This is a genomic window from Thermosulfurimonas sp. (genome assembly GCF_015491435.1).
Classification (GTDB): domain Bacteria; phylum Desulfobacterota; class Thermodesulfobacteria; order Thermodesulfobacteriales; family Thermodesulfobacteriaceae; genus Thermosulfurimonas_A.
The window spans coordinates 1-10,419 of sequence record NZ_WFVX01000193.1 but is presented as its reverse complement, the minus strand read 5'-3'; the positions used below and the strand labels follow the sequence as shown (position 1 = coordinate 10,419).

General features: G+C 57.2%; 17 protein-coding genes and 1 tRNA gene. 10 read left to right on the top strand and 8 right to left on the bottom strand.

The window, feature by feature from the left end:
- From F8J34_RS08980 to mltG, 5 genes are all read right to left on the bottom strand, one after another.
- A partial coding sequence (locus F8J34_RS08980) for a hypothetical protein (RefSeq protein ID WP_297058579.1) occupies positions 1-428 on the bottom strand: 428 nt, incomplete at its 3' end.
- The gene (locus tag F8J34_RS08975) at positions 425-739 is read right to left on the bottom strand and encodes a hypothetical protein (RefSeq protein WP_297058577.1); all 315 of its coding nucleotides are present in this window, start codon (positions 737-739) and stop codon (positions 425-427) included. The genes F8J34_RS08975 and F8J34_RS08980, both read right to left, overlap by 4 nt.
- Entirely contained in the window at positions 727-1,605 is an 879-nt protein-coding gene (rsmH, locus tag F8J34_RS08970; protein ID WP_297058571.1) for a 16S rRNA (cytosine(1402)-N(4))-methyltransferase RsmH, read from the bottom strand. The genes F8J34_RS08975 and rsmH overlap by 13 nt, the downstream gene beginning before the upstream one ends.
- Positions 1,589-2,047: a division/cell wall cluster transcriptional repressor MraZ gene (gene mraZ / locus F8J34_RS08965; protein WP_297058567.1), complete on the bottom strand. Its 459-nt coding sequence runs from the start codon at positions 2,045-2,047 to the stop codon at positions 1,589-1,591. The genes rsmH and mraZ overlap by 17 nt, the downstream gene beginning before the upstream one ends.
- A 160-nt stretch (positions 2,048-2,207) precedes the next feature.
- Positions 2,208-3,209, bottom strand: a complete 1,002-nt coding sequence (gene mltG, locus F8J34_RS08960) for an endolytic transglycosylase MltG (protein ID WP_297058565.1) — start codon at positions 3,207-3,209, stop codon at positions 2,208-2,210.
- Positions 3,210-3,277: 68 nt separating this feature from the next.
- Between mltG and F8J34_RS08955 the strand changes: the two genes are divergently transcribed.
- From F8J34_RS08955 to F8J34_RS08945, 3 genes are read left to right on the top strand one after another with little or no spacing between them, the layout of a single operon-like run.
- Positions 3,278-3,874: a tetratricopeptide repeat protein gene (locus F8J34_RS08955; protein WP_297058562.1), complete on the top strand. Its 597-nt coding sequence runs from the start codon at positions 3,278-3,280 to the stop codon at positions 3,872-3,874.
- Positions 3,871-4,941: a DVU0298 family protein gene (locus tag F8J34_RS08950; protein ID WP_297058558.1), complete on the top strand. Its 1,071-nt coding sequence runs from the start codon at positions 3,871-3,873 to the stop codon at positions 4,939-4,941. The genes F8J34_RS08955 and F8J34_RS08950 overlap by 4 nt, the downstream gene beginning before the upstream one ends.
- Positions 4,938-5,540 carry a tetratricopeptide repeat protein gene (locus F8J34_RS08945; RefSeq protein ID WP_297058555.1) on the top strand — a complete coding sequence of 201 codons (603 nt, stop codon included), beginning with the start codon at positions 4,938-4,940 and terminating at the stop codon, positions 5,538-5,540. Before F8J34_RS08950 ends, F8J34_RS08945 begins: the two co-directional genes overlap by 4 nt.
- On the opposite strand, the gene F8J34_RS08940 is transcribed toward F8J34_RS08945, so the two are convergent.
- From F8J34_RS08940 to F8J34_RS08930, 3 genes are read right to left on the bottom strand one after another with little or no spacing between them, the layout of a single operon-like run.
- Positions 5,481-6,071 (bottom strand): YkgJ family cysteine cluster protein, encoded by a 591-nt coding sequence (locus tag F8J34_RS08940; protein ID WP_297058552.1) that lies wholly within the window; start codon positions 6,069-6,071, stop codon positions 5,481-5,483. The genes F8J34_RS08945 and F8J34_RS08940 overlap by 60 nt on opposite strands.
- Positions 6,055-6,723 (bottom strand): HAD family hydrolase, encoded by a 669-nt coding sequence (locus F8J34_RS08935; protein ID WP_297058549.1) that lies wholly within the window; start codon positions 6,721-6,723, stop codon positions 6,055-6,057. The genes F8J34_RS08940 and F8J34_RS08935 overlap by 17 nt, the downstream gene beginning before the upstream one ends.
- A 6-nt stretch (positions 6,724-6,729) precedes the next feature.
- Positions 6,730-6,978: a zinc ribbon domain-containing protein gene (locus F8J34_RS08930; protein WP_297058546.1), complete on the bottom strand. Its 249-nt coding sequence runs from the start codon at positions 6,976-6,978 to the stop codon at positions 6,730-6,732.
- Positions 6,979-7,083: 105 nt separating this feature from the next.
- Between F8J34_RS08930 and F8J34_RS08925 the strand changes: the two genes are divergently transcribed.
- From F8J34_RS08925 to F8J34_RS08895, 7 genes are all read left to right on the top strand, one after another.
- Positions 7,084-7,434, top strand: coding sequence for a gamma-glutamylcyclotransferase family protein (locus tag F8J34_RS08925; protein ID WP_297058542.1), 351 nt, complete (start codon positions 7,084-7,086; stop codon positions 7,432-7,434).
- On the top strand, positions 7,422-8,432 hold the full coding sequence (locus tag F8J34_RS08920) for a hypothetical protein (protein WP_297058540.1): 1,011 nt from the start codon (positions 7,422-7,424) through the stop codon (positions 8,430-8,432). The genes F8J34_RS08925 and F8J34_RS08920 overlap by 13 nt, the downstream gene beginning before the upstream one ends.
- Positions 8,429-9,190, top strand: coding sequence for a DUF72 domain-containing protein (locus F8J34_RS08915; protein ID WP_297058537.1), 762 nt, complete (start codon positions 8,429-8,431; stop codon positions 9,188-9,190). Before F8J34_RS08920 ends, F8J34_RS08915 begins: the two co-directional genes overlap by 4 nt.
- Positions 9,165-9,380: a thiamine-binding protein gene (locus tag F8J34_RS08910; protein WP_297058534.1), complete on the top strand. Its 216-nt coding sequence runs from the start codon at positions 9,165-9,167 to the stop codon at positions 9,378-9,380. Before F8J34_RS08915 ends, F8J34_RS08910 begins: the two co-directional genes overlap by 26 nt.
- Positions 9,381-9,416: 36 nt before the next feature.
- Positions 9,417-9,511: transfer RNA gene (locus F8J34_RS08905), tRNA-Ser, on the top strand.
- Between the two features lie 320 nt (positions 9,512-9,831).
- The gene (locus tag F8J34_RS08900; RefSeq protein ID WP_297058529.1) at positions 9,832-10,050 is read left to right on the top strand and encodes a ribbon-helix-helix protein, CopG family; all 219 of its coding nucleotides are present in this window, start codon (positions 9,832-9,834) and stop codon (positions 10,048-10,050) included.
- On the top strand, positions 10,047-10,419 hold a 373-nt coding region (locus tag F8J34_RS08895), incomplete at its 3' end, for a putative toxin-antitoxin system toxin component, PIN family (RefSeq protein ID WP_297058526.1). The genes F8J34_RS08900 and F8J34_RS08895, both read left to right, overlap by 4 nt.

The window sequence follows — 10,419 nt, the reverse complement described above, 5'->3', positions numbered from 1 at the left end:
TCCCAGGCCAGAGTAAGCTGCAGGAGAGAAGTGCGAAAAAGGATTCCCCGGCGCAGAAGGGGCTGAAGCAGGATCTCAAAGGGGCGCCCGCCGGTAAAATACGGGACCCGATATTCCTCCAGCAGCACCCCGGAGACTCGGCGGTAGGAGGCGGCCTGCCGCGGAGAAAGATCCTCGGCCAGAAGATAAGGAGGTGCGCCCCGAAGTTCTTCCGGGGAGGCCAGTCTGCGCAACGCCGGAGGAAGGGGAGATTTTTCCAGATAGTAAAGCCGGAAACGGCGCTCGGTGCGCAGAAGAACGCGTCCTTCCCGATCTCGCACCTCCGGGAAGGGGCCGGAGCGCTCCGGGCTGCTCGACCCCAGGGGAGGGTGCCAGAGCACTCCCACCAGGATCATCCCCAGAAGGAATAAAAAGATTCCTCCCCTCATGGCAGACGCAGGATTTCCTTTTCCGTGGGTTTAAAGAGGCCCTTGGGGGCCACCATTCGGCGTACCTTTTCCTCGGCGGTGAGGTTTTCCCAGCGCGTAAGGAGGGCTTCCTGACGCTGCAGCAGCCGATTTCGTACCTCCATGGCCCTTCGGTATCGAACGAACTGGTAGGAGCTCCACACCCAGGGCAGGAGGAGCACCAACACCAGGAATATGCGGCGCAGGGTTCGAGCCCACCCCGTACTCCTGCCGGTAACCTTACGACCGGCGGAACGGGGTCTATAGGCGTAACCCAGGCTCAGGACCGACATCTCTCCGCCACCCTCAATCGGGCACTTCGGGCCCTGGGGTTTCTGCGCACCTCGTCTTCGGAAGGACGAACGGGTTTCCGGGTAAGGACCCGTAATCGAGGGTCCTCCCGGAAGGCCCTCTTGACCATTCGATCCTCCAGGGAATGAAAGGAGATAATGGCCAATCTGCCCCCGGGCTTAAGGATTTCAGGGGCCCGGGAGAGGAAGTGTTGGAGATTTTCCAGTTCCCGATTCACCGCAATCCGCAGGGCCTGGAAGGTGAGGGTTGCAGGATGCTCCCCCCTTTTACGGGGACGCACCGCTCTTTCCACTATCTGGGCCAGCTCCAGGCTGGTTTCGATCCTCTTTTTGCGCCGCGCCTCCACGATGGCCCGGGCGATCCTGGCGGCCCGGGGTTCCTCTCCGTAATTACGCAGGAGTTCCACCAATTGAGGATAGGAAAGGCGGTTGATCAGATCGCGGGCCGTTACCCGGAGGCGGGTATCCATGCGCATATCCAGCGGCTCCTCCCGCAGGAAACTGAACCCTCTCCCCGAACCCTCGAGAAGAAAGGAGGACAATCCCAGATCCAGAAGGATTCCCTCCACCTGCACGCCCTCCCGGGCGAGGATCTGGGGCATCTCGGCAAAATTGGCCCGGAAAAGCCGGAACCTTCCGGCAAAGGGGGAGAGTCGTTTTTCGGCCTGACGCAGGGATTCCTCATCCCATTCAAAACCGAAAAGAAAGCCGTCCGGGGACGAAGCCCGCAGTATGGCTTCACTATGTCCTCCCAGCCCCACCGTGCCGTCCGCATACCATCCGCCGGGCCGGACCGAGAGCCATTCCAGCACCTCCTGGACCAGGACCGGTTCATGCTCGATCTTCACCGTGCATGAGCTCCGCCACGCGGCGGGAAAGGGCTTCAAAATCGGCCTCGGCTTGAGAGAGTCGGTCTTCGAGACGCTCCGGGTTCCAGAGTTCGAATCGATCCAGCAACCCAAGGAATTCCACCTCCTTCTGGATTCCCGCGGCCTCACGCAGGTGGACCGGCAGGAGGATTCGCCCCTGCCGATCCAGGAAACATTCCTCCGCCGCCCCCAGGAAAAAGCGCAGATAAAGCCGCACCTCGGGCAGATCCTGGGGCAAAGCCATAAATCGTTCCTCCAGTCTTCGCCACTCCTCCCAGGGATAGGCCACCAGACATTCCGGCAACCGGGTTACCACCAGCGCGCTTCCACCGTATCGCTCCCGCAGGGCATCCCGAAAGCGTCGCGGGATACTCACCCGCCCCTTCTCATCCAGCGTATGCCGAAAACGCCCCCGGAACACTTACCACTTTCTCCCACTTTATCCCACCATCCAGGCTACAAGCGACCCCACCCCATTGTCAAGGCTCTTTTTTTACCGGAAAAAAGAATACTTATACGAGAGGGGGTAGAACGGTCCTTTAAAGTCTCTATGCTATAACTATTAAGAAAATAGCCTAAAATTATGGGTGGTTACGTTGATAACGGCGGTGGCGCCGATAGCGACGCACCGCGCGTAAATGTTCCCGGTAGGTGGAGGAAAAGTAATGGGTACCGTCTCCCTTGGAAACAAAATAAAGATAGGGAACCTTGGCCGGATAAAGAACCGCTCGAAGGCTATCCTCTCCGGGATTGGCTATGGGGGTGGGGGGAAGACCGGGATAGCGATAGGTATTGTAAGGATTGGCCACCCTGAGATCCTTGTAATATAGTCTTCCCCGGAAACGTTTCAGGGCGTACCGCACCGTGGGGTCGGCCTGAAGGGGCATTCCCCGCCGCAGGCGATTCCAGTACACCGCGGCGATAAGGGGTTTCTCCCGGGAAAATACCGCCTCCTTCTCCACGATGGAGGCCAGGGTCACCACTTCATAGACCGAAACCCCCATCTCCTGCGCCCGCTTTTCGTATTTGGCCCATACCTTCCAGAAATGCGAAACCATAATCTTTATGATCTCCGCCGGGGAAAGCCCTTTGACCAGATAATAGGTATCGGGAAAGAGGAATCCCTCCACCGAAGGCCCCGGAATCCCCAGTGAATGGGCAAAGGTGGCGTTAAAGGCCAGAGAGAGAAACTCCCTGCGGGAAACCAGCCCGGCCCGATCCAGAAGGCGGGCTATCTCCCATACATTATAGCCCTCCGGAATGGTCACGATGTGGGTGATGACCTCACCCCGGGCCAATTTCTCTAAGATCTGGGCCGGGCTCAGGTGGGGGGAAAGCTCGTACTCCCCGGCCTTAAGCTTATCCAGCACCCCCAGACGCAGGCCCTCCAGATAGAAGGCCCAGGTGCTGCGTATGAGCTTTCGTTCCTTGAGGATATGAGCCACCTCCTTCACCGGGGTGTCCGGCGGGATAAAGACCACCTGAGGAGCCGGTTTGTGGCTCACCGGAGAGGTGATCTCCATGTACCAGCCCAGCAGGTAAAGCCCCACTATCAGGGAGAGAAAAAGACAACCCTTCTTCATCCTCCGACCCTGGACAAACCCCGCAATCCTTTTAGAATAAGAGCAACTTCTTGCCGGGGGATCCTTACATGGATGATATTATAGCTGTACTGGAAAAGGAAGCCGCGGAAAATCCGCGTTCCATCTTTGCGCATCATCGGCTGGCGCTGGCCTATTTTCGGGCCGGGCGCCTTCAGGAGGCCAAGGAGACCCTCAAAAAGATCCTCCGGCTCGACCCCCAGAATTTCGAAGCCCTTACCAACCTGGGCACCATCCTGGCCCGGGAAGGAGAGCTGGAGGAGGCCCGCAAGGCCTTTGCCCTGGCCTTAAAGATCTATCCCGCCTCCCCGGAAGCCCTGACCAACATGGGGCTCATCTCCTTCGAGCTGGGGGATCTCGAAGCCGCAGAGGATTATTATCGCCGGGCCCTGGAGGTCAAACCCGAGCTGCCGGCGGTATGGGTCAACCTCTCCACGGTTCTCATTGCCCGGGAGGACTATCCGGCGGCCGAGGAAGCCTGTCGTCGGGCCCTGGAGTATGCCCCGGAGTTCTCCATGGCCTATAACAATCTGGCGGTGGCCCTCTATTACCAGGGCCGAAAAGAGGAAGCCCGCCAGGCCCTGGACCGGGCCAAGGAACTGGGTTATCCGGTGAATCCCGAGTTCGAAAAACTGGTCCAGACATGAACCGCACCCCCCGGTGTCCTTTCTGTGGTCAGCCCGTAGCCCCTCCCCGCAATCTAGGCTATCAGTTTGCGGATCTGGACGCCGGTTTCTGTAAGTGTGGAGCGGTCTATGTCAGCGATGTCACCGGATTCAACCGGGGGGCCGCCTTTGCCGAAGCCCTGTTTCTGGCCAGCGGGGGGCGACCGGAACTGGCCTGGGAACTCCTTCCCGAGGAAGACTTCCGGGAGGCCGTGCTCGAACCCTACGACCAGATCACCCATCAGCTCGTCCCGGAAAGACACCTTGAGGGGCGAAAGGTCTCCGGAGTCCTCTATTTCGTCAAACTTTCCGAAGACCTGAAGGATCTGGGAGAAAAGGGGCTTGAGGAGCTACGGAGGATACGCCAGGAGAGGAAGCGCCCCCGGGCTAAGCCCCGAAAGCTCCGACGCCCGGAGGCCGAAAAGCTGGTGGCAGAGAAACGCTTCCAGGAATTGCGGGATCTCTGCGCGGTCCAGCCCCTGAACATCCGCACCCTGCAGAAACTCCTTTATCATCCCGATCGGGAGCTTCGGTTCCGCACCATCAAGTATCTGGGAGACATCGCCCGGGATCTGGCCGAGGAATTGCCCGAGGATATCGCTGATCTGGTCAAGCGGCTCCTTTACGCCAGTGCGGATTCCGCGGCCTCGGCCTGGGGAGCCCTGGAAACAGTGGGGGAGATCATCCGGGCCCTGCCGCAGCGCTTCGGTCTTTATGTCCGCAACCTCATGGCCTTTCTCCCCTATCCCGAGTTTCGTCCCGCGGCCCTTTTCGCCCTGTGGCGGATAGCCGAAGCCCATCCGGAGCTACTGCGACGGGAGGGTCCCCTTCGGTTGCTTCCCCTTCTACGCGATCAGGATCCCCGGGTACGCGGACTGACCCTTCTGGTGCTTGAGGCCCTGGATCTCAAGGAAGTGGCCGGGGAGATTACTCCCCTCTCCGAAGATAAGAGCTGCTTCGAAATCTATCGTCCGGAGGAGGATCGCTTTGAAACCCTGGAGATAGCTTCCCTCGCGGAGCAAATCCTTACGCGCTGGAGGAAAACATGAATCAGGAAGCAAATCAGGAAACCCATCCCCGGGTGGCCGAGGCCCTGAAATGGTATCAGGAGGCCAAGATCCTTTATGCCCAGGGGAAGAGTCTGGACGCCCTGGCCCGTTATGAGGAGGCCTACCGGGTCTTCGTGGAGCACGGCCGCTACCAGGAGGCGGCCAATGCCGCGGAGAAAATGGGTGATCTCTATTTCCATCGGGGAAGCTTTGACAAGGCCCTCAAGCCCTATAAGATCGCCCTGGATATCTGCGAGGAGTACGGAGACGAACTGGGCACGGCCATCCTTTCGGAAAAGATCGTATATGTATATAAGGAACTGCGACAGCCGGAAAAAGCCCTGCCCTATCTCTATCGAGCCCTGGAGATCGCCGAAAAATACAAGGACGCCCATCGGGCCGCCCGGATGCTGGCCGGAATCGGTGATGTTTATCGAAACCAGGGAAAATATCAGGCCGCCCTTGAGGCCTATGAGCTTTCGGCCAAGATCTACCGGCAGATGGGTTCCCGGGAGCAGGCCGCGCTGGTGGAAAAGGCCCTAGAGATCCTGCGTCAGGAGATGGGCGCCGGGGAACTCCCCCCGGATCACCCCGATTAACGACACTCTCAGGTTCCCTCCCCGGGGCAGGATCTTTTCCGAAATCTCCGCCAGACGCCGCAGCACCTCCGGAAAAATTACGGTAGGATAGGTCCTTCCGGGCTCAAAGCCGGAACGCGGACACACGAAGGTCTCCTCCCCGATGGCCAGAGGCAACCCATAGATCCGACAGGTGGCCGGACGGTAAGCATACACCACGCACAACCCCTTCTCTCCCAGGAAGGGACAGCGCAACCGCAGGGTGGAGAGCACAAAGGGGGTTACGGGTTTGGGGACCTTTTCCTGCCAGTCCCTTTCGTATTTACTCAGCCTCCGCTCCACCTCCCGTCGTTCGCGCCGGGGAAGACGCCGGAAGGCCTGGGCCAGGTAAAGGGCCTCGGCCAGCGAAAGATCAAAAGGAGCATAACAACAATCGGTACACCCCCTGCGACAGCGGACCTCTTTGGGAAAGCGTTTCTTTACCTCGGCAAAATTCCGATCCAGCTCGGAAAAGAGTTCTTCCAGGTCCCTGAATCTAACCGCAGCGGCCACCTTCCACCTCCTCGCACAGGAGTTCCAGCAGGTTCTCGCCCCGGTAGAGCCGGGCCCTGAGTCCGGCCCGGAGGGCCCCCAGGTAATCGTCCTCGGGATCGTTCCCCACCATGAGGGTCTCCCCGGGAGCCACCCCCAGCACCTTACAGGCCCGGTGAAAGGCTTGGGGATGGGGTTTCCCGACCCCCATCTCGCAGGCCACAAAGATGCGGGCGAAGTAATCGCGCAGCCCCAGGGAGGAGAGAAGTTGAGGGAGACGTTCGTCCCAGTTGGAGAGTACGGCCACCGTGAGACTCCTTTCCCGGAGATATTGGAGGGCCTCGCGGGCCCCGGGTGCAAGGCGAAAATTCTCCGGCTGAGCAAAGGCCCGATATATCTTCTCGAAAAGAGGTTTCCGGGGCTCTCCGTTAAGCCAGGGGGCCATCACCTCCTCGAAGATCCGCGCCCACAGACGGCGACACCCCCGAGGAGAAATCCCCTTTCGGAAGAGGCCGCGATAACGGGGCCAGATCTCCCGGATACGGGCATCGAGAAGATCGGGGTCCAGCTTAAGGCCCTCTTCGGCCAGAACCCGGGCATAGACCTGCCCTACCGAGGGATGGATGTGGACCAGGGTCCCCTCCGCATCCAGGAGCACCGCCCTTAAAGACATGGTGGGTTAGCGTCTGTGCCCGGGAAGTTCCAGATGGGTGCAGGTCCCGGTGTCACACCGGTGGGTTTCGGCCACCCGGGGCCGATCGGAACCTCCCCCGCCGGAATCCACAATGGGGGTTATGGTGCTCATCAGGCGTTTCACCCGATTCCCGCCACATTTCTTGCAACTTACCTTATCTACCTCGGAGCGGCTCTTGAGCAGGACTTCGAATTCCTCACCGCAATCCTCACACTGAAACTCATAGATGGGCATCCCTGGGCCTCCTTACCTGGGCTGAACCTGCTGATTTGAATCAATATTTTAACTTTTCACTTGGAGAAGGCAAACGGAAAGACTTTGGGTTAAAATACCAGACCTATGGGGAAGCTCCTTTTCGTTTATGGAACTCTGAAGCGAGGCCAGCCCCTGCATTATCTTCTGGCCTCGGCGCGTTTCCTGGGGGTCGGGCGGGTGAATGGCTATGCCCTTTACGACCTGGGGGAGTATCCGGCGGCCCGGCCAGCCGAACCCCAGGACTTCGTCCGGGGCGAAATCTATGAAGTGCCGGAGGAAATCATTCCTATCCTGGACGAGGTGGAAGACGAATACCACCGGGAACGGGCCCGGGTCGAAACGGACTCCGGGGCTATCCTGGAGGTGGAACTTTATGTATTTAATGAAGAGTTACCGGAAGAACAGCGTCTTCCGGAGGGGGAATGGCCATTCTGACCGTGGGGCTTTCGCCGCATCGGGTGGAGTTTTTACCTCTGGCCTTTGATCTGATGAAACAGCACGGTTACATCCTCCTTGAGGAACCCCCGCATCCCCTCTTTCCGGACTACCTGGAGGGACGAATCTCGCTAGAAAGGATGCTTGAGGAAAGCGAATCCGGTTTTCCGGAATACACTCGGACCCTTTATCCTTACTTACGGGAGCTTTATCGGCGGGGATATCGCATCCTCCAGATAGAGCCCTATCTGGAACGGGTCCTCCGCATGCAGGAGAGACTGGCCGAGGGAGCCTCTCCCCAGGAGGTGGCCCGGGATCCGGAGCTGGGGCCGGTTTATTACCACGAGCACGAAACCTTTGGCCGTCTCCTGGACTTTTATTCCTCCATGCGGGATTCCTTTGAAGCCCTGGTGGAAAAGATCTGCGCCTTTGCCCGGGCCGATGCCGGGCGTCTGGCCTTTAGGGATCATCTGCGGGCCGAGGCCCTTCTCGAATTCCTTTCCTCCCTGCCCCCGGATTCCACAGTCTATGTAGAGGCAGGGTACATTCATTTAATTCTGGTGCGGGAACTGGCGCGCCGAAAACCCCGCGGGGTACATCTGCGGGTGCGCAATCTCCTCCTTCAGGCCCTGCCCCACCGTTCCTCGCGACGTCTCTTTCCGGCCCCGGGAGACGGTCTCACCTCCTATTATCTTTTTAAGCAGAGGCGCCCCATCGAAGAAAAGTTGCTGGCAGCCCGGAGCCTGATCTACATCCGGCTTATCGAAAAGAACGAAATCCGTCCCACTCCGGCCAATCCCTTCCCTCATTTGCGCGACGAGATCTTCTGGCGGGCCTTTGTGGAGGGACTTAATTATGCGGACTGCGAACGCCTGGACCGGGAAATCCGCTTGCGGCCCACCGGAGAGGCCCGTCGGATCGCCTGCACCATGTTCCCGGGGTTATGTTCCCGGGCCCGAAAATTGACCACCGAGTGGGTACCTGTTCTAACGGGATGAGGGTCTGGATCGGCACCTGCGGAAATCGGGTGGCTCTTTCCCGTTATGTAAAACTTTTTTCGGCTCTAGAGATAAACGCTACTTTTTATCGCTTTCCCACCGAAAAGAGCCTCTCAAACTGGGAAAAGGTCTTTCGCAAGACCGAGGGCTTCCTTCTTTCGCTTAAGGCCTTTCAGGGGTTCACCCATCCGATCTCTTCTCCCACCTGGCGGAAGAGCGGTCTTTCCCGGGAGGAGATCCAACTTCTTAAGGATCAGGTAGGTTGCCTGCGTCTTACCGAAAAGACCCGAGAATATCTCCGGGAAACCCTTGCCCTCTGCCGGAGGCTTTCGGCCCGGTATCTTCTCTTTCAACTTCCCGGAAAATGCCAAAAGGAGGATCTCGCCCCCTTCTTTGCGGAATGGAGGAGGCTCGTACCGGAGGGTCCTCCTTATCCCGCACTGGAGATCCGCTGGGAGGATCCTGAGCTCCTCCTGCGCCTCTGGCAGACCTATCGGGTAGTCCCGGCCTTTGATCCTCTGCTTTTTCCGGAGTTTCTTTCCCTCCTGCGGGATCTTCCCCGTCTTTATTTCCGGCTTCACGGCGAGCGCCGGGGAGGCCGCATCCATTACGGAAAAAAATACACCGATGGGGAGCTTTTAAGCCTTTCGGATCTCCTCAGGTCCCTCCGGTGTGAGGAGGTCCTGGTCTTCTTTAACAATGTTTATATGCATGAAGATGCCCTGAGATTTCTTGAAATTTGGAAGGGCGGGAGGTAGAGATGGCCCTCATGGAGATAAGTATAGTCCCGCACTTTTACATCTTGCGGCCGAGCTTCACGAGATTCCTTTTGGTGCCGGGGCCAAGCGGGTCTTCACCGTCATAAAGATCGATGATCGTCGGGACCGGGAGGTCCATTTGGGAGACAAAGTCCAAAGCGTTGAGGAAAGACTCCGTTCGGAAGGTTGATTTTACCGGGAAGGGTTTTAGAATAAAGGAAGCCCCGGAGGGGTGCCCGAGCGGCCGAAGGGGCGCGGCTGGAAACCGCGTGTGCGGGGCATAACCCCGCACCGAGGGTTCGAATCCCTCCCCCTCCGCCAGTCTTTTACGATTTCTTGCGGAGTTACAAACAGCTTTTCCCGGCTGGGGACACTTTGGGGACAATTCCGGAGATGCCTATAGACTGAGGCCATGAAAACTTCAAGATCTCCAGGCGAATTTATTTTTACCGGGAAAGTCCTGGAGAGAAGCCTGTCTCGGGTCGGCCCAAGATTTTGAGCGTCTGAAGAGGGAAGATTCCCCGTATGCATCATTGATAGCCGTAGAGCCCGTCTTACCCATAGCCTTCTTACCTAAAACTTCGGAGCCTTCTTGACCCTTAAGCGCCTTTGTATTACTCTGCATTACAGAGGAGGGAAAGATGCGGGGTTTGATCAGCATTAGATTGCCTGAAAAAATGCAAAAAGAGCTGGAAAGTATCTCAAAAATAGAAAGAAAGTCTAAAAGCGAGATCATTAGAGAAGCCCTTTCTCAATATCTTGCGATAAAAAAATTTCAGCAGTTAAGAAAAAAGGTTCTTCCTTTTGCCGAAGCAGAGGGATTATTGACAGACGAAGACATTTTTAGATCGATTTCGTGAAGGTAGTATTAGATACCAATGTTATTATAGCTGCCTTTGCAACCAGAGGATTGTGTGCAGAAGTTTTTGAGGTATGCCTTACAAAATGTGAGATAATTTTAAGTGAGCACATTTTGCATGAAGTAGCGCAAAAACTCGTTACTAAAATACATCTTCCGAAACCGATAGTTCAAGAAATATTACAATTCCTAAGAGAGCACAGCCAAATAGTGAAGCCAGAAGCGATTGAAATATCTATATTAAAAGATCAAAAAGATCTGCCAGTAATAGGAACGGCGGTAAGAAGTAACGCTCAATTGTTGATTACTGGAGATAAAGAACTACTTAATTTAGGCAAGTTTGAAGGCGTAGAGATTCTCTCCCCTAGGG

Coding starts and splice junctions, on each gene's coding strand:
- F8J34_RS08975 (WP_297058577.1), bottom strand. CDS start 739: ATGTCGGTCCTGAGCCTGGGTTACGCCTATAGACCCCGTTCCGCCGGT.
- F8J34_RS08935 (WP_297058549.1), bottom strand. CDS start 6,723: ATGTCTTTAAGGGCGGTGCTCCTGGATGCGGAGGGGACCCTGGTCCAC.
- F8J34_RS08915 (WP_297058537.1), top strand. CDS start 8,429: ATGAGGGTCTGGATCGGCACCTGCGGAAATCGGGTGGCTCTTTCCCGT.
- F8J34_RS08955 (WP_297058562.1), top strand. CDS start 3,278: ATGGATGATATTATAGCTGTACTGGAAAAGGAAGCCGCGGAAAATCCG.
- F8J34_RS08950 (WP_297058558.1), top strand. CDS start 3,871: ATGAACCGCACCCCCCGGTGTCCTTTCTGTGGTCAGCCCGTAGCCCCT.
- F8J34_RS08920 (WP_297058540.1), top strand. CDS start 7,422: ATGGCCATTCTGACCGTGGGGCTTTCGCCGCATCGGGTGGAGTTTTTA.
- F8J34_RS08945 (WP_297058555.1), top strand. CDS start 4,938: ATGAATCAGGAAGCAAATCAGGAAACCCATCCCCGGGTGGCCGAGGCC.
- mltG (WP_297058565.1), bottom strand. CDS start 3,209: ATGAAGAAGGGTTGTCTTTTTCTCTCCCTGATAGTGGGGCTTTACCTG.
- F8J34_RS08900 (WP_297058529.1), top strand. CDS start 9,832: ATGCGGGGTTTGATCAGCATTAGATTGCCTGAAAAAATGCAAAAAGAG.
- F8J34_RS08930 (WP_297058546.1), bottom strand. CDS start 6,978: ATGCCCATCTATGAGTTTCAGTGTGAGGATTGCGGTGAGGAATTCGAA.
- F8J34_RS08925 (WP_297058542.1), top strand. CDS start 7,084: ATGGGGAAGCTCCTTTTCGTTTATGGAACTCTGAAGCGAGGCCAGCCC.